19 protein-coding genes are annotated in these 21,157 nt (G+C 68.1%); all 19 read left to right on the top strand.

Going from position 1 to position 21,157, the window contains the following annotated elements; all coding sequences use genetic code 11:
- Positions 1-86 precede the first annotated feature (86 nt).
- Positions 87-2,249, top strand: a complete 2,163-nt coding sequence (gene katG, locus EOV43_RS08585; RefSeq protein ID WP_128222223.1) for a catalase/peroxidase HPI — start codon at positions 87-89, stop codon at positions 2,247-2,249.
- Between the two features lie 297 nt (positions 2,250-2,546).
- Complete coding sequence (locus EOV43_RS08580; protein ID WP_128220922.1) at positions 2,547-3,083, top strand: MaoC family dehydratase; 537 nt, start codon at positions 2,547-2,549, stop codon at positions 3,081-3,083.
- Positions 3,084-3,094: 11 nt separating this feature from the next.
- Positions 3,095-4,126: an LLM class flavin-dependent oxidoreductase gene (locus EOV43_RS08575; protein ID WP_128220921.1), complete on the top strand. Its 1,032-nt coding sequence runs from the start codon at positions 3,095-3,097 to the stop codon at positions 4,124-4,126.
- Complete coding sequence (locus EOV43_RS08570; RefSeq protein WP_128220920.1) at positions 4,123-5,349, top strand: CaiB/BaiF CoA transferase family protein; 1,227 nt, start codon at positions 4,123-4,125, stop codon at positions 5,347-5,349. The genes EOV43_RS08575 and EOV43_RS08570 overlap by 4 nt, the downstream gene beginning before the upstream one ends.
- Positions 5,349-6,761: an MmgE/PrpD family protein gene (locus EOV43_RS08565; protein ID WP_128220919.1), complete on the top strand. Its 1,413-nt coding sequence runs from the start codon at positions 5,349-5,351 to the stop codon at positions 6,759-6,761. Before EOV43_RS08570 ends, EOV43_RS08565 begins: the two co-directional genes overlap by 1 nt.
- 3 nt (positions 6,762-6,764) lie before the next feature.
- Positions 6,765-8,015, top strand: a complete 1,251-nt coding sequence (locus tag EOV43_RS08560) for a RidA family protein (RefSeq protein ID WP_128220918.1) — start codon at positions 6,765-6,767, stop codon at positions 8,013-8,015.
- A gap of 9 nt (positions 8,016-8,024) precedes the next feature.
- On the top strand, positions 8,025-8,543 hold the full coding sequence (locus EOV43_RS08555) for an FAS1-like dehydratase domain-containing protein (RefSeq protein WP_128220917.1): 519 nt from the start codon (positions 8,025-8,027) through the stop codon (positions 8,541-8,543).
- Positions 8,540-9,031, top strand: a complete 492-nt coding sequence (locus EOV43_RS08550) for a MaoC family dehydratase (protein ID WP_128220916.1) — start codon at positions 8,540-8,542, stop codon at positions 9,029-9,031. Before EOV43_RS08555 ends, EOV43_RS08550 begins: the two co-directional genes overlap by 4 nt.
- Positions 9,028-10,206: an acetyl-CoA acetyltransferase gene (locus tag EOV43_RS08545; RefSeq protein ID WP_128220915.1), complete on the top strand. Its 1,179-nt coding sequence runs from the start codon at positions 9,028-9,030 to the stop codon at positions 10,204-10,206. The genes EOV43_RS08550 and EOV43_RS08545 overlap by 4 nt, the downstream gene beginning before the upstream one ends.
- Positions 10,203-10,634 (top strand): Zn-ribbon domain-containing OB-fold protein, encoded by a 432-nt coding sequence (locus tag EOV43_RS08540; protein WP_128220914.1) that lies wholly within the window; start codon positions 10,203-10,205, stop codon positions 10,632-10,634. The genes EOV43_RS08545 and EOV43_RS08540 overlap by 4 nt, the downstream gene beginning before the upstream one ends.
- 77 nt (positions 10,635-10,711) lie before the next feature.
- Positions 10,712-11,872, top strand: a complete 1,161-nt coding sequence (locus EOV43_RS08535; RefSeq protein WP_128220913.1) for an acyl-CoA dehydrogenase family protein — start codon at positions 10,712-10,714, stop codon at positions 11,870-11,872.
- A complete protein-coding gene (locus EOV43_RS08530; protein ID WP_128220912.1) occupies positions 11,872-12,696 on the top strand; it encodes an HpcH/HpaI aldolase/citrate lyase family protein in 825 nt (274 codons plus the stop codon). Before EOV43_RS08535 ends, EOV43_RS08530 begins: the two co-directional genes overlap by 1 nt.
- 272 nt (positions 12,697-12,968) lie before the next feature.
- Positions 12,969-15,314 (top strand): Ig-like domain repeat protein, encoded by a 2,346-nt coding sequence (locus EOV43_RS08525; RefSeq protein ID WP_164900545.1) that lies wholly within the window; start codon positions 12,969-12,971, stop codon positions 15,312-15,314.
- Positions 15,315-15,479: 165 nt separating this feature from the next.
- Complete coding sequence (gene thrS / locus EOV43_RS08520) at positions 15,480-17,459, top strand: threonine--tRNA ligase (protein ID WP_128220910.1); 1,980 nt, start codon at positions 15,480-15,482, stop codon at positions 17,457-17,459.
- Between the two features lie 8 nt (positions 17,460-17,467).
- Positions 17,468-17,995, top strand: coding sequence for an HIT family protein (locus EOV43_RS08515; RefSeq protein WP_128220909.1), 528 nt, complete (start codon positions 17,468-17,470; stop codon positions 17,993-17,995).
- Between the two features lie 2 nt (positions 17,996-17,997).
- Positions 17,998-18,792 carry an inositol monophosphatase family protein gene (locus EOV43_RS08510; protein WP_128220908.1) on the top strand — a complete coding sequence of 265 codons (795 nt, stop codon included), beginning with the start codon at positions 17,998-18,000 and terminating at the stop codon, positions 18,790-18,792.
- A gap of 11 nt (positions 18,793-18,803) precedes the next feature.
- The gene (pgsA, locus tag EOV43_RS08505) at positions 18,804-19,430 is read left to right on the top strand and encodes a phosphatidylinositol phosphate synthase (protein ID WP_128220907.1); all 627 of its coding nucleotides are present in this window, start codon (positions 18,804-18,806) and stop codon (positions 19,428-19,430) included.
- Between the two features lie 80 nt (positions 19,431-19,510).
- Positions 19,511-20,476 carry a pyridoxal 5'-phosphate synthase lyase subunit PdxS gene (gene pdxS / locus EOV43_RS08500; protein WP_128220906.1) on the top strand — a complete coding sequence of 322 codons (966 nt, stop codon included), beginning with the start codon at positions 19,511-19,513 and terminating at the stop codon, positions 20,474-20,476.
- Positions 20,477-20,596: 120 nt separating this feature from the next.
- Positions 20,597-21,142, top strand: a complete 546-nt coding sequence (locus EOV43_RS08495) for a DUF6891 domain-containing protein (protein WP_128220905.1) — start codon at positions 20,597-20,599, stop codon at positions 21,140-21,142.
- Positions 21,143-21,157 lie beyond the last annotated feature (15 nt).

Below are 21,157 nucleotides of genomic sequence, written 5' to 3'. Positions count from 1 at the left end.
CACACCCTTTTTCAACTCTTTTCACCACTGCATGAGGACCGGAAGGAACCAACGTGTCTGAGACCCCCGACGCCGTTGTCGGCGAGATGAACGAGTCCAGCGGAAAGTGCCCCGTGCTCCACGGCCAGCCGCACCCGGGCCAGGGAGACTCCAACAAGAACTGGTGGCCCAACACCCTCAACCTGAAGATCCTCGCCAAGAACCCCGAGGCGACGAACCCGCACGACCCCGACTTCGACTACAAGGCTGCGTTCGAGTCCCTCGACCTCGCTGCGGTCAAGGAGGACCTGCGTGCGGTCCTGACCGACTCGCAGGACTGGTGGCCGGCTGACTTCGGTCACTACGGCGGCCTCTTCGTCCGCATGGCGTGGCACGCCTCGGGCACCTACCGCTCCGGCGACGGCCGCGGTGGTGCCGGTCACGGCCAGCACCGCTTCGCCCCCCAGAACTCCTGGCCCGACAACGGCAACCTGGACAAGGCTCGCCGCCTGATCTGGCCGGTCAAGAAGAAGTACGGCCAGAAGATCTCCTGGGGCGACCTGATGATCCTCGCCGGCAACGTCGCGATGGAGGACATGGGCTTCCCGACCTTCGGCTTCGCCGGTGGTCGCCCGGACGTCTACGAGCCCGACGCCGACGTCTACTGGGGTCCCGAGACCGAGTGGCTCGACGACAAGCGTTACTCCGGTGACCGCGACCTGCTCGACCCGCTGGCCGCTGTCCAGATGGGTCTCATCTACGTCAACCCCGAGGGCCCCAACGGCGTCCCGGACCCGCTGGCCTCGGCCAAGGACATCCGCGAGACGTTCAAGCGCATGGGCATGAACGACGAGGAGACCGTCGCCCTCATCGCCGGTGGTCACACCTTCGGCAAGACCCACGGTGCCGGCGACGCCGCCCTCGTGGGCCCCGAGCCCGAGGCCGCCCCGATCGAGGAGCAGGGCCTGGGCTGGAAGTCCTCGCACAAGTCCGGCAAGGGCATCGACGCCATCACCTCTGGCCTCGAGGTCACCTGGACCTACAACCCCACCCGCTGGGACAACGAGTTCTTCCACATCCTGTTCTCCTACGAGTGGGAGCTCTTCGAGTCCCCGGCCGGCGCCAAGCAGTGGCGCCCGGTCAACAACGGTGGTTCCAACCTCGTTCCCGAGGCCGACGGCTCGGGCAAGCGCGAGCCGCGCATGCTCACCTCTGACCTCGCGCTCCGCTTCGACCCGATCTACGCCGAGATCTCGAAGAAGTTCAAGGACGACCAGGACGCCTTCACCGAGGCGTTCGCCCGTGCCTGGTTCAAGCTGACCCACCGTGACATGGGCCCCAAGGCCCGCTACCTCGGCCCCGAGGTCCCGGCCGAGGACCTCATCTGGCAGGACCCGCTCCCGGTCCACACCGGTGAGGCCCTGACTGACGCCGACGTCGAGACGCTGAAGGCCGCCATCGTCGCGACCGGTCTGTCGAACTCCGAGCTCGTCGCCACTGCGTGGGCCTCGGCTGCGTCCTTCCGTTCCTCGGACAAGCGCGGCGGCGCCAACGGTGCCCGCATCGCTCTGGCTCCGCAGAAGGACTGGACGGTCAACAACCCCGAGCGCACCGCCAAGGTCATCGCGGCGCTGCGTGAGGTCAAGGCCGGCTTCGACACCGAGACCAAGCAGGTCTCCCTGGCCGACCTGATCGTCCTCGCCGGTGGCGTGGGCATCGAGCAGGCCGCTGCGGCTGCTGGCACCCCGGTCACCGTTCCGTTCACCGGTGGTCGCGTCGACGCCACCCAGGAGCAGACCGACGTCGAGAACTTCGCCTGGCTGGAGCCCCGTTACGACGGCTTCCGCAACTACCTGGAGAAGAAGTCGAAGGCTGCCACCGAGTACCTGCTGCTCGACCGCGCCAACCTGCTCGGCGTCACCGCCCCGGAGATGACTGTCCTGGTCGCGGGTCTCCGCGTCCTCGACACCAACTGGGACGGTTCGAAGACCGGTGTCTTCACCGACCGCCCCGGCGTCCTGACCCGGGACTTCCTGACCAACCTGCTCGACTACCAGGTCTGGACCCCGGTGGAGGGCACCGAGGAGGAGCTGTTCACCTCCGACAAGGGCTTCACCGGTTCGCGTTACGACCTGATCTTCGGCTCGAACTCGGAGCTCCGCTCCTACGCCGAGGTCTACGCCGGTGACGACGCGTCGGCCAAGTTCGTCAACGACTTCGCCGCTGCCTGGGCGAAGGTCATGGACAACGACCGCTTCGACCTGCGCTGATCGACTGATCGCGTTGTTCCCCTGTCCGTGAGGGCGGAGGAGCGGTAGCACTGCTCAGGGCCCGGTCGCCTCCTTCGGGAGGCGGCCGGGCCCTGCTGCATGTCCGGGCGCGGCGACCGTTGGGGCGTGTGGGGCTGGTGGTGCACGTGAGCAGTTTCACGGAAGTGGTCCATACCAGCCGAGAAACCGATATGTTTCATGTACGGATTGTCTCGTCAAATCGGCGCAAGCCCTTGACGGTCAAATGTCAGACATTTACGATCGTCGTGCAGTTGACGACTACACAAGGAGTGCACCGTGAGCGTGAAGCCCGGTTGGCAGGGACGTTACTTCGAGGACTTCGAGGTCGGTGACATCTACCAGCACCCGCTGGGTCGCACCGTGACGGAGTACGACAACATCCAGTTCACGCTGCTGACGATGAACACCAACCAGAGCCACTTCAACACCGAGTACTCCAAGAAGTCGGAGTTCGGGAAGCCGCTCGTCGTCTCCACCCTGACGGTCGCCATCGCCGTGGGTCAGTCGGTCACCGACCTCACCCAGAACGCGTTCGCGAACCTCGGCTGGGACGACATCAAGATGACGCACCCCGTCTTCGCCGGTGACACCCTCTGGTCGGAGTCCGTCGTGCTCGAGAAGCGTGAGTCCGCCTCGCGCCCGCACGCTGGCATCGTGACCGTCAAGACCCGCACCCTGAACCAGAACGGCGACGAGGTCTGCTCGTTCAAGCGCATGTTCTACGTCTACAAGGCGGGCGCCGAGCAGCTCGAGGGCATCTTCCCCGAGGGCAAGCGCTCCATCCTCAACGGCACCTTCCTGGCTGAGGGCTGAGGTAGACGACGATGCGGATCACCTTCGCCCCCTGGGGAGAGACGCTCGCGGAGCTCGCCGACGCCGCACGCCGTGCGGAAGAGGCCGGCGCCGAGATCGTCTGGGTCCCCGAGCTGCACCGCTCCGCCGCCGTCGCTGCCGCGGCGCTGGCCCAGGCCACCACGACCGCCAAGGTCGGCACGGCCATCCAGCTCGCGTTCACCCGCAGCCCGATGATCACCGCTCTCGAGGCGCTCGACATCGACGAGCTCGCCGAGGGTCGCTTCATCCTCGGTCTCGGCACCGGCGTCCAGCGACTCAACGAGTCCTGGCACAACGCACGCTGGGGCAAGCCGGTCGGTCACATGCGCGAGGTGGTCCGCAACGTCCGTCACTTCGTGGCGAACGCTCACACCGGTGACGAGATCGCCCTCGAGGGCGAGTTCGAGCCGATGAACATCCGCGGCTACGAGCGTCCCCACGCTCCCACCCGCACCGAGATCCCGATCTACCTGGCTGCCATGGGCCCGGCGATGACCCGCCTGGCCGGTCGCATCGGTGACGGCTGGATCTCCCACGAGCTCTGCTCCCCGTCCTACCTGGCCGAGCGGATCCTCCCCGAGATCAACGCCGGTCTGGAGAAGGCCGGTCGCGAGCGCTCCGAGATCGACCTCGTCGTCTCCGCGTGCTGCTCCGTCGACGAGGACCCGCAGGCGGCCTTCGACCGCGTCAAGGCGCACGTCGGGTTCTACGCCTCGGTCCGCACCTACGCCGACTTCTTCGAGTTCCACGGCCTGGGCGAGGCCCAGCAGGCCGTCATCGAGGCCTTCCGTGCCGGCAAGGGCGCCGACTACCTCGGCGACGTCGTCACCCAGGAGATGACCGACGCGATCACCCTCAACGGCAACCGTGAGCGCGTGATCGAGCAGATCAGCGCCTACGAGGGGATCGCCGACGCCGTCAAGCTCTCCGCACCCACCCACGGCCTCAGCGCCGCCGAGATCCGCAAGGGTCAGGACGAGGTCATCGGCCTCATCGCAGCCATCAAGGGAGGCACCCAGTGAGCACTGCAGCACCCCGCAAGCCGCTCGAGGACATCCGCATCATCTCGCTCGAACAGTACGGCGCCGGCCCCTTCGGGTCCGTGCACCTGGCTGACCTCGGTGCCGAGATCATCAAGATCGAGGACCCGAGCGTCGGCGGCGACGTCGGCCGCTACGTGCCCCCGTACTTCGAGGAGGAGGACTCCCTCTTCTTCGAGACCTTCAACCGCAACAAGAAGTCGATCTCGATCGACATCAAGACCCCCGAGGGTCGTGCGGTCTTCGAGGACCTCGTCCGCAACGCCGACGCCGTCTACTCCAACCTGCGCGGCGACGTGCCGGAGAAGATCGGCATCACCTACGAGCAGCTCAAGCACATCAACCCCAAGATCGTGTGCTGCTCGCTGACCGGCTTCGGCATGACCGGCCCCCGCATGAAGGAGCCCGGCTACGACTACGTGCTCCAGGGCCTCGCCGGCTGGATGGAGCTCACCGGTGAGCCCGACGGCCCGCCCACCAAGTCCGGCCTCTCCCTGGTCGACTTCTCCGGTGGCTACGTCGCCGCCCTGTCGCTGATGTCGGGCCTGCACGCCGCGGCCCGCGACGGCGTCGGCATGGACTGCGACGTCTCGCTGTACGACACCGCGATGGCGATGCTGACCTACCCCGCGACCTGGCACCTGAACGCCGGCTACCAGCCGTCGCGCATCAGCCACTCCGCGCACCCGTCGCTGGTTCCGTTCCAGGCCTTCCAGGCCTCCGACGGCTGGCTCGTCGTGGGCTGCGCCAAGGAGAAGTTCTGGCAGCGCCTCGCCGTCGTCATCGGACGCCCCGAGTGGGCCCTGGAGGACTCGCCGTACGCGACCTTCTCCGACCGCAACGAGCGTCGTGCCGAGCTGATCGCCGAGCTGGACGCGATCTTCGCGACCAACACCGTCGACCACTGGCTCTCGCTGTGCTACCCGGCCTCGATCCCGTGCGGCCCGATCAACGACGTCGAGCAGGCCCTCAAGGACGAGCACCTCGCTGCCCGCAACATGCTGGTCGAGACCGAGCACCCGCGCTACGGCACGGTCAAGCAGCTCGCCTCGCCGGTCCGCGTCGGCGCCGAGATCCCCGAGTACCGTCGCGCCCCGCAGCGCAACGAGCACGCCGAGGAGATCCTCACGCAGGTCGCCGGCTACGACGCGGCGAAGATCGCCGAGCTCACCGCCGCCGGAGCGTTCGGAGCCGTGAAGAACTGATGATCGCCCGCGAACTCGCCGCCTGGGTCGTCGGCCCGGTCACCGTTCCCGCCGCTGTCGAGCACGCCGCCCTGCGGCACCTGCTCGACGGCCTGGGCAACGCCGTGGCCGGCGCCCGGGCGGGTGCCGCCGCACCGGCCGTCACCGTCGCCCTCGGGCTCGGTGGCCCGGCCGAGGCCACCGTCCTGGGCACCACGGAGAAGATCTCCGCGGTGGCCGCCGGACTGGCCAACGGCACCCTCGTCCACGCCCTCGACTTCGACGACACCCACGCCGGGGGACTGGTGCACTCCACCTCCGTCGTGCTGCCCGCCGCCTTCGCGGTGGGTGAGCAGGTCGGCGCCACGGGTCGAGAGATCCTCGACGCCGCCGTCGTCGGCTACGAGGTCGCCTGCCGTGTCGCCGCCGCAGCCCCCAACGGATTCCACTCCGGCGGGTTGCACGCGACGATGGTGGCCGGTGTCTTCTCCTCCGCCGCGATCGCTGCGCGGTTGATGAAGCTCGACGTCGAGACGACCGTGAACGCCCTCGGGTTGGCGGGTTCGCAGGCGGGCGGCCTCCTGGCCTTCCTCGCCACCGGAGCCAGCACCAAGCAGCTCCACCCCGGGTTCGCCTCGCAGGCCGGCATCCAAGCGGCACGCCTGGCCGCGGCTGGCGCGACCGGACCCGACACCGTCTTCGACGGCCCTCACGGCGTCTACGAGGCACTCGCCCCGGCCGCCCTGGCCAAGGGCATCGTCGACCGCTCCGTCCTCACCCGCGGACTGGGCAGCCCCGACGCCGCCGACTGGGAGACCACCCGGATCGGCATCAAGCCCTGGCCCACCTGCCAGCTGGCCCACGTCACCATGGCCGCTGCCCAGGAGGCATTGGCCACCGCCGGTGTCACCGCGGCCGAGGTGGCCGGCGTGCACGCGCAGGTCCACCCCGACTCTGCCGCCGTCGTCTGCGCCACCGACCGAGACCTGGCCCGTCCGGCCTCGGGCTACGCGGCCAAGTTCTCGCTCCCGTGGAGTGTCGCCGCGATCCTCGTCGACGGTCACGTCGGCGTGGAGACCTACACCGAGGCCAACCTCAAGCGTGCCGAGATCTCCGACCTCGCCGCGCGCGTCACCTTCGACGTCGTCGACCCCGGTGTGGTCGCCGCCGACGCCGCCGGTGACGTCGTCCTCACCCTGACCGACGGCCGCACCGTCGCCGGTCACCTGGACCGCAGCCCCGGCGGCGGCTCCAACCCGCTCTCCGACGAGGGCCTCTTCGCGAAGTTCGCCGGCAACGTCGCCCCGAACGAACCGAGCTTGGCCGAGGACCTCGCCGCAGCGCTCCGCGCCCTCCCCGAGGCCGCGGACCTCACTCTCGTCCTGACGCTCGCGGCCCAGGCCGCCAGCCCCGTTCCTGCCCAGGAGGCCTGAGCCATGACCCTGAACGCCATCAAGCCCGCCGAGTTCCCGTGGTTCCCCTACGAGGGCTTCACCTTCTGCCTCGGCCTCACCGAGGGCGACGACGCCTGGACCTCGGGCCACACCTCGGCCCGTCAGGACGCAGCCCTCGGCAAGATGACCGTCAACGGCACCATGACCGAGCAGGCCGAGATCGCGTACCAGAAGACCCTCGCGATCCTGGAGGCCGCCGGCTTCACCGCCGACGACGTCACCCGCATCACTGAGAACGTCACCAAGGCCGGCATGCACGCCTACGAGGACCAGGCTGCCGTGCGTCGTCGCATCTACGGCGACCGTCCGACCGTGCGCACCGTCGCCGTCGAGCGTCTCGTGCGTCGCAACGCCTGGCTCGAGGTCGAGCTGCACGCCACCAAGGGCGGCGGCGAGACCCTGGTCGCCACCTCCACCGAGCCGCAGGCCGGCACCTTCCGCCCCTCCGCGATCACTGAGGGTGCGCACGGCGTCGTCTACCTGCCCACCGTCGTCCCGATCGACGAGAACGGTGAGGTCGTCTTCCCCGGTGACTTCGTGGCGCAGTACCGCTACATCCTGGAGAAGGCCGGCGAGATGCTGGAGTCGGTCGGCCTGACCCTGGGCCACGCCGTCACCACCTTCGACTACTCCACCCCCGAGACCCGCGACGTCTACCGCAAGACCCACTGGGTGCGGAAGGAACTGCTGGGCCAGAACAAGAACGGCGTGTTCCCCGGCGCCGGCGGCATCCTGATGTCGGAGCTGCACGCTCCCGGCGTCATGGTCGCGATGGACGTCACCGCCTCGCGTCACGAGCTCGATGTCGTCAACCCGGGCTGGAGCCGCTACGACACCCTGACCTACGCCCCGGGCATCAAGGCCGGTCGCATGCTGTTCATGTCCGGCTTCGCCTCCCTCGACATGGAGTCGCAGAAGGCGCTGCACGACGGCGACCTGGGCAAGCAGGCCGAGGTCACCTACGGCGCGATCGTTCACCTGCTCGAGCACGAGGGCCTCACCCCGGCCGACCTGCTCGAGACCACCGAGTACTGCGTCGAGTCCTACGTGGGTGACTACAAGGCCGTCGCCGAGGTGCGCGAGCGTCTGCTCACCGCCCCGTGGCCTGCCTCCACCGGCGCCCTGTGCCACTCGCTGCTGCGTCCCGAGTTCGGCCTGGAGGTCTTCCCGACCGCTCTCTACCCCGAGGACCACCCGCGCATCACCGGCTCCGCTGCCGCGACCGAGGCCTGAGGAGCACCGATGACCCTGCTCACCCCCGAGATCGCCGCCCTGGAGGGCACGAAGCGCGTCTACACCGCGCCCGAGCCCTTCGGCGGTGCCGCGGGCCGCTACTTCGGCCTTGCCGTCGGCGACCACAACCCGCTCTACTCCGACCCGGCCTACGCCCGTGCCCAGGGCCTGGCCGACGTCACCGCGCCGCTGACGCTGCTGACCGAGACCAACCAGTACGCCGGTCTCGAGATCAACGACGAGGGCTACGCCGGACACACCTGGGACCTCGACGTCCCGAACACGCGTCAGGTCCGGGGTGGCAACTCCTACACCTTCCACCGTCGTCTGCGTCCCACCGACGTCGTGACGGCGACCTGGTCGATCGACAAGGTCACCTCGAAGGTCAACAAGGCCGGTGCGGAGATGCTGCTGATCAACTCCAGCGCCACCTACACCAACCAGGACGGTGAACTCCTGGCGGAGAACGCCGAGACGATCATCTTCGTCGAACTGACCCCGTCGAAGCCGAAGGAGGACCAGGCATGAGCTGGACCGAGTCGTACCCGACCGAGTTCGTCGACCACGCCTCGATCGCCGTCGGCGACGTGGTGCCGCCCCTGACGCGCACCATCAACCTCACCGACATGGTCGCCTACGCCGGCGCCACCTGGGACTGGCACAAGCTCCACTACGACGCCGAGTACGTGGCGGAGAAGAAGCTGCCCGGCCCGATCGTCGACGGTCAGGTCTACGGCGCGCTGCTGGTCGAGATGATCCAGGACTGGCTCGGCCCGCAGTCCTTCGTGAAGAAGCTCGACTTCGCGTTCCGCAACCTCGTCTTCGCCGGTGAGACCCTGCGCTGCTCCGGCACCGTGACCGAGGTCGTCGGCAACGAGTCCGGCACCGGTGAGATCACCGTGACCATGCAGGTCGTCGTGGTGGACGCCGAGGGCAACGACGGTCGCGCCGCGGCCGCTCCGTGCTCGGCCGTCGTCCTGCTCGGCACCCCGGACGGTCCCGGAGCGTCGGCATGACCAGCGTTGGATCTGCACGAGGCAGTAAGGTCTCCGGAGTCGCCATCGTCGGTGCTGCCGAGTGTGACCTCGGTGTCACCGAGAAGTCGATCCTGACCCTGCAGACCCAGGCGATCACCCGCGCCCTGGCCGACGCCGGTCTCACCCTGGCCGACGTCGACGGCATCGCGACCAACAACGTCTCGCGGTTCTCCGCCACCCAGATGGCCGACTACCTGGGCATCGTGCCCACGTGGACGGACTCGACGTTCGCGGGTGGTTCGGCGTTCGAGATGTACCTGGCGCGCGCCACCCAGGCGATCGAGGCCGGTCAGGCCTCCGTCGTGGTGATCTCGTTCGCCTCGAACCAGCGTTCGGCCCGCTCGCGCAAGATGGGCGGCGTCCACGAGGCGTGGATCCCCGAGGCTCAGTTCGAGGAGCCCTACGACATGCTCTACCCGCTGTCGTACTACGCGATGGCGGCCCAGAGCTACCTGCACCGCTACGGCAAGACCCACGACCAGCTCGCCGAGATCGCTCTCGCCGCGCGGGAGTGGGCCCTGCTCAACCCCAAGGCGTTCCGCTACGGCAAGGGCTCGCTCAGCGTCACCGACGTCACCGAGTCGACCCTGGTCTCCTCGCCGTTGACGGTGGGGGACTGCTGCCTGGTCACCGACGGTGGCGGCGCGATCGTGGTCACCTCCCTGGAGCGTGCCCGCGACCTCAAGCAGAAGCCGGTCCGGGTGCTCGGCTACGGCGAGCGCTCCACCAACACCTCGTTCACCGCCGTCGCCGACCTGTCGGTCCCCGGTGCGCGTGGCTCGGTGCAGGATGCGTTCTCCCGCGCCGGCATCACCGCGGCTGACGTCGACGTCACCGAGGTGTACGACTCCTTCACCATCACCGCTGCCCTCAGCCTCGAGGCCCTGGGCTACTGCGGCGAGGGAGAGGCGCTCGACTTCATCGCCGGCGGCACCATCCGCCCCGGTGGCAAACTCCCGTTCAACACCAACGGTGGCGGCCTGTCCTACTGCCACCCCGGTCAGTACGGGATCCTGCTGCTCGTCGAGGCAGTGCGTCAGTTGCGCGGCGAGTGCGGTCCCCGTCAGGTCGACGGCGCCGAGATCGCCGTGGCCCACGGCACCGGCGGCATCCTCTCCACCCACGCCACCGTCGTCCTGGGAGCTGACCGATGACTGCTGCTGACACTGCCCTGAACTGGGTCCCCGGCACCGTTCCGCCTGCTGACGAGGTCTCCGCCCCGTTCTGGGACGCCACCCGCGAGCACACCTACACCGTGCAGAGCTGCACGTCGTGCGAGCACGTGCAGTACCCGCCGAAGGCGCTCTGCACCGGCTGCGGCTCGATGGACCACCTCACCCAGGTGCCCTCCGCCGGTGCCGGGACCGTCGACACCTTCACGGTGATCCACCGTGGTCCGCGTCCCGAACTCGTGGTGCCCTACACGGTCGCCCGTGTCCGGCTCGCCGAGGGCCCGATCGTGCTCACCCGCCTCGAACCGGCCGTGCCGGGGGAGTCGGGCTGGGCGATCGGCGACCGCGTCTCCCTCGACTGGGTGGACCTGCCCGACGGTCGCGCCCTCCCGTACCACCGCCAGGCCTGAGGCCCGGCTCTTCCGACCCCCTCCCGAGGCACCGCAGAACCGGTGCTTCGGGGACTCACCACTGAAGGAGCCCCGCAATGGACTTCAAGTTCAACGACGACCAGCGCGAGTTCAAGGCGCTGCTGCGCCAGTTCGTCGACAACGAGATCATCCCCGTCGCTCGTGACTGGGAGCAGTCGGGCCGCTACCCGACCGAGATCGTCGACGGGATGAAGGACATGGGTCTCTTCGGCATCACCGTTCCCGAGGAGTACGGCGGCCTCGACCTCGACCCCGTCTCCTTCGGCCTCGTCTTCGAGGAGATCGCCCGTGGCTGGATGGGCATTGCCGGCATCCTCGGCTCGCACTCCCTGGCCTGCCGCCTCATCGCCATGCACGGCACCGAGGAGCAGAAGAACAAGTACCTTCCCGACCTCGCCACCGGCAAGCGCCGCACCGGCATCGGCCTCACCGAGGCCGACGCGGGCACCGACCTGCAGGGCATCCGCACCACCGCACGCCTCGAGGGTGACCACTACGTCATCAACGGTTCGAAGATGTGGATCACCAACGCCCGTTACGCCGACCCGCTGCCCGTCCTGGTCAAGACCGACCCGTCGGCCTCGCCGGCGCACAAGGGCATGTCGGTGATCCTGATCGAGGCCGGCACCCCGGGCTTCGAGGTCACCAAGGACATCCCCAAGCTCGGCTACAAGGGCACCGAGTCCTGCGAGATCCTGCTCGACAACGTCCGCGTCCACAAGGACCAGCTCCTGGGTGGCGTCGAGGGCATCGGCATGAAGCAGGTCCTCTCCGCTCTCGAGTGGGGCCGCGTCAACATCGCCGCCCGCTCCACCGGCATCGCCCAGCGCGCCTACGAGGAGGCCCTGTCCTACTCGCAGGAGCGCAAGGCGTTCGGCAAGGCCATTGCCGAGTTCCAACTGATCCAGGCCAAGCTCGGTGAGCTCGGCACCCAGGTCCAGGCCGCCCGCCTCATGACCTACTGGGCCGCCGACGCCGTCCGCGACGGTCGCGCCGATGGTGCCACCGGCATGGCGAAGATCTTCTGCTCCGAGGTGGCCCTGCAGTCGGCCATCGACTCGCTCAAGATCCACGGCGGATACGGCTACTCCACCGAGTTCGAGGTCGAGCGTCTCTACCGTGACTCGATCCTCATGTCCATCGGTGAAGGGACCAATGACATCCTTCGCACTGTTGTTGCCAAGTCCCTGCTCAAGGGTGAGACGAAGGTCGGTTGATGCTTTCTCGTTCCGCGCTGTACGTTCCCGGTGATGCCCCCGACAAGCTCCGCAAGGCGCTTGACCGGGGTGCCGACGAGTTGATCGTCGACCTCGAGGACGCCGTTGCCCCGGCCAACAAGGCGCTCGCACGCGACGTCGTGTTCGCCTGGCTCGACGGCATCGAGAAGACCGACGTCAAGATCTGGGTCCGCATCAACGCGGGCGAGGACCGCTTCCTCGACGTCGACGCGATCGCCGAGTGCGACGAGCTCGAGGGCTTCGTGGTCGCCAAGACCGAGACCGCCGCCGAGATCGTCGAGCTGGACGAGCGTCTGACCAAGCTCGGGTCGAAGGCCAAGCTGGTCCCGCTGCTGGAGTCGGCCGGCGCCGTCCTCTCTGCTCGCGAGATCGCCCTGGCCCCGCGCGTCGAGCGTCTCCAGGTGGGCGAGGCCGACCTGAAGGCCGACGTCGGCATCGAGGTCGGTGGGGACGAGCGTGAGCTGCTGTTCTCGCGTTCGTTCGTCGTCTTCGCCTCCTCGGCCGCCGGCATCGCGCCGCCGATCGCCCCGGTCTCGACCGAGTTCCGCGACCTCGAGGCCTACCGCGCCTCGACCGAGGCGCTGGCCCGGATGGGCTTCGTGGGCCGTGCCTGCATCCACCCGGCGCAGGCCGCGGTCGCGAACGAGGTCTTCACGCCCTCGGAGGAGAAGGTCGCCTGGGCTCGCGAGGTCCTCGACGCTCTGGCGAACGCCGGCTCCGGTGTGGCTGTCGACTCCCGCGGTCGGATGCTCGACGAGGCCGTGGCCCGTCAGGCTCGTCTTGTGCTGGCGCGCGTGCGCTGACCTTGTTTCATGGGAGGACCCCGTACCGCTCAGGTGGTGCGGGGCCCTTCGCATTTCCGGGGCATTTGAATCAGATCGGTCCTGTTAAACCCAAGGTGCTTGAGCCAATGTTTCCGCCCGGTTAGAACTGTGCGACACGTCACATGAATCTGGACGAAGCCATATGGAATAGATCAGAAATCATATATCGTGTTGTTTGCGTCACAGGGTCTGTGATGCGTCAGCCTTCGCCGCGGGGAGTCAGCGCCCCGCTGCGTCGACAGGAGGAATTCATGCGTAACCGCATCACCGCCGGACTCGCCGCCAGTGCGCTCGTGTCGAGCGTCCTCGCGGCGCCGGTCTTCATGAGCAGCGCCGTTGCCGCTCCGGCCAGCGCCAGCGCCGGCGTCAGCATTGCTGCAGCCGCGGTCACCACCGCAGGCTCGCCGCTCGTCGCCCGCTCCTTCGGTGCCGAGCTCGTGTACAACCCCGGTTTCAGCGTCACTCAGTTGGACCAGGCCATCACGATCAAGCAGGCCGCGTTGCCGACCTTCTCCGGGCCCCCGGCGAGCGTGACCGTCTCGAAGATCCAGGTCGACGCCGTGTTCGACCTCAACGGCACGGACGTTCCGGCCCAGGGCTCGTCCACTCCGCGTGGCACCCTGCCGTTCATCGGTTCGGGCCTGGCCCTGCCCGAGCTGAAGTTCGACCTTCCCTTCGGCTCGCCCGCAGGTGAGCTCGAGCTCAAGAGCTACAAGGTCACCCTGACCACGGCTTCGGGCGACAGTGCCATCAACTTCACCGTGGGTGCTGAGCCGGCCGTCATCGGTTTCGACGCGGTCAGTGACCCGGCACTCCTGGCCAAGTACTCGACCTACGCCCTCGGCGTCGGCGACGGTTTCCGCGTCACCCAGGACGGCACCAAGCTCTCCCTGGCCATCGAGGACTTCCCGAAGCTGGCCGCCATCCCCGCGATGGTGACCGTCTCCAAGGTCAAGCTCGACGCCGTGCTCACCCTGGGTGAGACCGAGATCCCGTTCACCGGTACCTCGATCGTCGACCCGGCCACCCCGATGTCGCAGGGCTTCGCCTTCCCGGCCATCACCGGCACCCTGCCCGCCGGTACCCCGGCCGGTGAGCTGAAGCTCAAGTCGATCTCGGCTGTCGTGACCGCGTTCAACATGGAAAACGACATCGAGATCGACATCCGTCGCGACGTCACCGTCGAGTTCGCCAAGACGCCGTCCACCCTCGAGGCCCGTGCCTTCGGCGCCTCGATCGGTCACGAGCCCAACTTCGTGGCCTCCCAGCTGGACCAGGCAGTCACCATCAAGCAGGCCGCTTTCCCGACCTTCTCCGGCCCGCCGGCGAGCGTGACCGTCTCGAAGATCCAGGTCGACGCCGTGTTCGACCTCAACGGCACGGACGTTCCGGCCCAGGGCTCGTCCACTCCGCGTGGCACCCTGCCGTTCATCGGTTCGGGCCTGGCCCTGCCCGAGCTGAAGTTCGACCTTCCCTTCGGCTCGCCCGCAGGTGAGCTCGAGCTCAAGAGCTACAAGGTCACCCTGACCACGGCTTCGGGCGACAGCGCCATCGACTTCACGGTCAACGAGCCAGTCAGGGTCGGCTTCGACGCCGTCAGTGACCCGGCACTCCTGGCCAAGTACTCGACCTACGCCCTCGGCGTCGGCGACGGTTTCCGCGTCGCCCAGGATGGTGGCAAGCTCTCCCTGGCCATCGAGGACTTCCCGAAGCTGGCCGCCATCCCCGCGATGGTGACCGTCTCCAAGGTCAAGCTCGACGCCGTGCTCACTCTGGGTGAGACCGAGATCCCGTTCACCGGTACCTCGATCGTCGACCCGGCCACCCCGATGTCGCAGGGCTTCGCCTTCCCGGCCATCACCGGCACCCTGCCCGCCGGTACCCCGGCCGGTGAGCTGAAGCTCAAGTCGATCTCGGCTGTCGTGACCGCGTTCAACATGGAAAACGACATCGAGATCGACATCCGTCGCGACGTCACCGTCCCGTTCGCTGCTGTGGCTGCTGAGCCGGTCGAGACTCCGGCTGCCAAGACCGATGCCAAGGCCACGGTCAAGGCGACCGCCGCCAACACCGTCACCGTCCAGGCCTCCGTCGCTCCGGCTGCTGCCGGTGAGTTCCAGGTCGTCGAGGGCACCAAGGTCGTCGCGAAGAAGGCTGCTGTCGCCGGCAAGGCGACGATCACCCTGACCAACGTCAAGAAGGGCACCCACTCCTACGTGGTGAAGTTCGTCCCGGCCGACGCCAAGGCGTTCACCGGTTCGGAGACCTCCGCGATCAAGGTCGCGGTCGTCGACAAGGCTGCCTCCAAGACCACCGTCAAGGTGACCAACGCCAAGATCGGCAAGAAGGCCACCGTCAAGGCGACCGTCAAGGCCGGCAAGAAGGCCGGGGCCGGCAAGGTCGTCATCAAGGTGACCAAGAAGGGTGTCAAGAAGGCCGTCGTCTCCAAGACCGTCACCCTCAAGAAGAACGGGACCGTCTCCCTCAAGACCCCCAAGCTGAAGAAGGGCACCTACACGGTGACCATCTCCTACAAGGGCAACGGCACCACCAAGACCTCCAAGGTCGTCAAGAAGGTCACGGTCAAGAAGAAGTGACCTGACGCCCTGAACCGGTGATCTGACCGATCACCGACAGGGACAGCGAAGGCCCCGGCGGAACTCCGCCGGGGCCTTCGTGCGTCCCGGACGCCACTGTCCGGATACCATCGAGCAGAAAGCGCTGCACCGTAGGCAGCACACCGCCACACCCCAGGAGTTCTCGTGTCCGAGATCAAGATCGTCCGCATCCACGCAGGAGTTCGCGAGGAACGGACGGTGACCGCCGGAACGAAGGCCTGGGAGCTGTTCGCCGACGAGCCCGACGTCATCGCCGCCCGTCTGGGGGAGTCCCTCAAGGACCTCTCCTACGAGCTCGTCGAGGGCGACGAGGTCGAGTCCGTGGAGATGGCGACGAAGGACGGCCGCGACATCCTGCGTCACTCCGCCGCGCACGTCCTGGCCCAGGCCGTGCAGCAACTCTTCCCCGAGGCCAAGCTCGGCATCGGACCCCCGATCAACGACGGCTTCTACTACGACTTCGACGTCGAGACCCCCTTCACCCCCGAGGACCTGGTGAAGATCGAGTCCGCGATGAAGAAGATCGTCAAGGAGAACCAGCGCTTCGAGCGCCGCGTCACCACCGACGAGGACGCCCTCGTCGAGCTCGCCGACGAGCCCTACAAGGTCGAGCTCATCGGCCTCAAGGGCAACGCCGCCAACGCCGCCGAGGGTGCCTCGGCCGAGGTCGGTGCCGGCGAGCTGACCATCTACGACAACATCAACCGCAAGGGTGAGGTCGCCTGGTCCGACCTGTGCCGTGGTCCGCACCTGCCGACCACCAAGCGCATTCCCGCGTTCAAGATCATGCGTTCGGCCGCCGCCTACTGGCGCGGTGACGAGAAGAACAAGATGCTGCAGCGCGTCTACGGCACCGCCTGGGAGACCAAGGAGGCGCTCGAGGAGCACCTGCACCGCATCGAGGAGGCCGAGCGCCGCGACCACCGCAAGCTCGGTCGTGAGCTCGACCTGTTCTCCTTCCCTGACGAGCTCGGCTCCGGCCTGCCGGTCTTCCACCCCCGTGGTGGCGTGCTCAAGCGCGTCATGGAGGACTACGTCCGTGCCCGCCACATCGAGGAGGGCTTCGAGTACGTCGGCACGCCGCACATCTCCAAGGACGGCCTCTTCCACACCTCAGGCCACCTGCCGCACTACGCCGAGACCATGTTCCCGCCCATGGAGTTCGAGGGCGCGAACTACCAGCTGAAGGCAATGAACTGCCCGATGCACAACCTGATCTACCGAAGCCGCGGACGCTCCTACCGTGAGCTCCCGCTGCGCCTCTTCGAGTTCGGTTCGGTCTACCGTTACGAGAAGTCCGGCGTGATCCACGGCCTCACCCGCGTGCGCGGTTTCGCCCAGGACGACTCCCACTCCTACTGCACCCCCGAGCAGGCGCCCGACGAGGTCAAGCACCTCCTCAACTTCATGCTCTCGGTGCTCCGCGACTTCGGTCTCGACGACTTCTACCTCGAGCTCTCCACCCGCGACCCCGAGTCGTCGAAGTTCATCGGCTCCGACGAGCAGTGGGAGGCCGCGACCAAGGTCCTCGAGGACGTCGCGGCCGAGACCGGTCTCGAGCTCGTCCCCGACCCGGGTGGCGCCGCGTTCTACGGCCCCAAGATCTCGGTCCAGGCCAAGGACGCCATCGGCCGCACCTGGCAGATGGGCACCGTGCAGTACGACTTCAACCAGCCCCACCGCTTCGAGCTCTCCTACCAGGCATCTGACGGCACCCGTCAGGAGCCGGTGATGATCCACTCGGCCAAGTTCGGCTCCATCGAGCGCTTCATCGGCGTCCTCGTCGAGCACTACGCCGGCGCCTTCCCGGCCTGGCTCGCGCCCGTCCAGGCTGTCGCGATCCCGATCGCGGAGCGTCACGACGAGTACCTGCGCGACGTCGTCGCCCAGATGAAGGCTGCCGGCCTGCGCGCCGAGCTCGACCTGAGCGACGACCGCATGCAGAAGAAGATCCGCAACGCGCAGCTGCAGAAGGTGCCGTTCATGATCATCGCCGGTGACGCCGACGTCGAGGCCGGAGCGGTGTCGTTCCGTTACCGCGACGGTCGTCAGGACAACGGTGTGCCGATCGCCGAGGCGATCGAGCGCATCGCCACCGTGGTCGCGAACCGCGAGCAGGTCTGAGCACGACGATGAGCGACGACTACGAGGCTCCGCACGGCGACGGTCTGGAGCGGCTCTGGACTCCCTACCGGATGGCGTACATCCGGGGGGAGGCCCTGGCCAAGGAGGAGGGCACCCACACCTGCCCGTTCTGCTCCATCCCGTCCCTGGGCGGCGACGACGGCCTCGTCGTCACGCGCGGCGAGCACTGCTACGTGGTGCTCAACCTGCACCCGTACAACCCGGGCCACCTGATGGTGATCCCGTACCGCCACGTCTCCGAGCTCGAGGACCTCACACCCGAGGAGTCCGCGGAGCTCATGAGCATGACCCAGGCTGCGATCCGCACGATCAAGAAGGTGAGCAGTCCGCGCGCCCTCAACGTCGGTCTCAACCTGGGTTCGGCGGCGGGCGGTTCGCTGGCCGACCACCTGCACCAGCACGTCGTGCCGCGCTGGGTGGGTGACGCCAACTTCATCACCGTCACCGGCAACACCAAGGTGATCCCGCAGCTGCTCACCCAGACCCGCGACCTGCTCGCCGAGGCCTGGCACTGAACATGGACCCGACCGACGGCCACCTCTCCGACGCCGCACTGGCGCACGAGCTGGTGGCCGTCGGCGTCTCCACCGCCCGCGGCCTGTGGGCGCAGGCGTGCCTCGATCCGGCCCGGACCAAGTCCAACCGGACCGACGTCGTCACCCGGGCCGACACGGCTGCCGAGGCGGCCATGGTGGCTCTGCTGGCCGCCCGACGTCCCGACGACGCGGTCGTGGGGGAGGAGGGCGCGTTCCGGCCCGGTTGCTCGGGGCGCACCTGGGTGCTCGACCCCGTCGACGGGACGTACAACTTCACCCGCGGATCCCAGCGGTGGTGCAGTGCTGCGGCCCTCGTCGTCGACGGTGTCCCGGTCCTGGGCGCGGTGGCGAGCGTCTCCGGCGCGGATGCCGACGCCCAGGTCTGGGTGGGCGGCTCCGACGTCGCGCTGACCGAGTCCGGGCGTCCGGTACCGCGGTTGGTCGACGTGACACTGGCTGATTCGTGCCTGCTGACCTATCTGCACCCGCCGCACCACGCGACGGCTGTGGGTGCCGCCTGGCGACGTCTGATGGGTGGTGTCGCGACCTGGCGATCCACGGGGTCAGGATCGCTCGACGCCACCGACGTGGCGGCTGCTCGCGCAGACCTCAGCGTCCAGCACAGCGTCCCACTCTGGGACTCAGCGCCCGGTGAGGCGTTGGTCCGCTCGGTGGGTGGGACGTCGGCCCGGATCGAGGCCGACGGGGTGGAGTGGTTCCTGCTCGGCGCGCCGAGGGCGGTCGCAGAAGCGGCCACACTGCTGCGGGGCGAGTAACCTCACTGATCGTGCTCGATCGGTTCAAGAACTTCTGGCAGGGCGTCATGCTGGCGCCGATCGTCAACCTCCTCATCCGTCTCGGGGTGAGTCCCGACGCCGTGACGTTGGTGGGCACCATCGGCGTGTGCGCCGGGGCCTTGGTCTTCTTCCCCCAAGGCATGCTGCTGACCGGAGTCCTGGTCATCACGCTCTTCGTCTTCTCCGACATGATCGACGGCGCCATGGCGCGCAAGTCGGGTCGGGTCTCGGTCTTCGGCAACTTCTTCGACTCCACCCTGGACCGCTTCGGTGACGCTGCCATCTTCGGTGGCCTCGCGCTCTATTTCGCCAACTCCGGCGACAGCAAGGTGCACCTCGGGGTCGCGCTGTACTGCCTGGTCATGGGCTCGGTGACCTCCTACGCCCGTGCCAAGGCGGAGTCGCTGGGCATGGACGCCAAGGGTGGCCTCGCTGAGCGCGCCGACCGGCTCGTCGCCGTCCTGGTGCTGACCGGCGTGGGTGCCATCTTCGGCACCGACCTGCTCTGCAAGGTGGTGCTGTGGGTGCTGGCGTTCGCGAGCACGTACACCGTGGTCTTCCGCATCCTCAAGGTCCGCAGGCAGGCCCTCGTGATCGACGCCGACAACGCTGTCTGAGGCGTGGTGAGGGCTGGATCCTGAACACTGTTCGGGACCGGTACTGAACACTGTTCAGGTGGGCGCTACGCTCTGGCGCCATGACCACTTTCGTCGACCCTGCCGTCGCACCCCCCGTCACTGGATCCGTCGCTGGATCTGCCACCGCTGGAACTCCTGCACGCCCTGAGATCGCCACCACCCGCGTCAAGCGCGACATGGCCGAGATGCTCAAGGGCGGCGTCATCATGGACGTCGTCACCCCCGAGCAGGCCCGGATCGCGGAGGACGCCGGCGCCGTCGCCGTGATGGCGCTCGAGCGCGTCCCCGCCGACATCCGTGCCCAGGGCGGCGTCTCCCGGATGAGCGACCCCGACATGATCGACGGCATCATCTCCGCTGTCACGATCCCGGTGATGGCCAAGTCCCGCATCGGTCACTTCGTCGAGGCGCAGGTCCTGCAGTCCCTCGGCGTTGACTACATCGACGAGTCCGAGGTGCTGACCCCGGCCGACTACGCCCACCACACCGACAAGTGGGCCTTCGACGTCCCCTTCGTCTGTGGCGCCACCAACCTGGGCGAGGCTCTGCGCCGCATCACCGAGGGTGCCGCGATGATCCGCTCCAAGGGCGAGGCCGGCACCGGTGACGTCTCCAACGCCGTCACCCACATGCGCGCCATCCGTGGTGAGATCGCCCGTCTCGGCGCGCTGGCTCCCGACGAGCTCTACGTCGCGGCCAAGGAGTTGCAGGCGCCCTATGACCTCGTCGCCGAGATCGCCCGCACCGGCAAGCTCCCGGTCGTCCTGTTCAGCGCCGGTGGAGTGGCGACGCCTGCTGACGCGGCCCTGATGATGCAGCTCGGCGCCGACGGTGTCTTCGTCGGCTCTGGCATCTTCAAGTCCGGCAACCCGGCCGAGCGCGCCGCCGCGATCGTCAAGGCCACCGCCTTCCATGACGACCCGGCCGTCATCGCGGAGGTCAGTCGTGGCCTCGGCGAGGCCATGGTCGGCATCAATGTCGAAGAGCTCCCGGTCGGGCACCGTCTGGCCGAGCGCGGCTGGTGACGAACGTCCCGCACTCGTGATCTCCGAGGACACGGGTGCGGGGCCGACGTCGGTGGCTGCCTAGGATCGAGGCGGACCACCGAAGTCCAGCAGGTGGCGTGCAGTGAGGAAGGATCCGGTGTGAGCGAGAGTCGTGCGGAACGGGACCTGCGGGACTCTGCCCGCCTCATGGTGAGGGCCGGCCTGGTGCCCGAGACCGAGCAGGAGCAGGTCTTCGCGGCGATGGTGGCCGAGCTCATGCCCGACACTGATCCCACGATCATGGCCAAGGGGTGGTTGCTCGCGGCCCGCCGCGAGTACCGCACCGAAGCTGCGGCCTGGACGGCGCCGACCGACCACGACCGGCTCCGCGCTGCGATGTCGGAGTGCCAGCGCCACGACATTCCGGTGCTCGCCGGGGTCGACGACGTCGCCGAGGTGAGGAACCGTGTCGAGCAGGCGCCCACGCCGTTGCGCGGCATCATCTGGTTCTCCGAACGGGCCGTTTGGGACGCCGTCCTGGGCGGTCGACTCGAACTGGGCCTCCGGCACGGCACCGGCCACCCGGTGCAGCCCGGTGACCAGCTGGCGGCCGCCGTGCTCGGCTGTCTGGAGCGCCATGGCCTGCAGGGTGTCGTGCGGCCGGGAGCGGTGGACGTCGCCTGCTCCTGGCAGCGTCGGCCCTGAGTCCGACTCGACGCT

Source organism: Nocardioides yefusunii (assembly GCF_004014875.1).
Classification (GTDB): Bacteria; Actinomycetota; Actinomycetes; order Propionibacteriales; family Nocardioidaceae; genus Nocardioides; species Nocardioides yefusunii.
The sequence above is the reverse complement of the archived record's forward strand: the minus strand, read 5'-3'. Positions and strand labels throughout refer to the sequence as shown.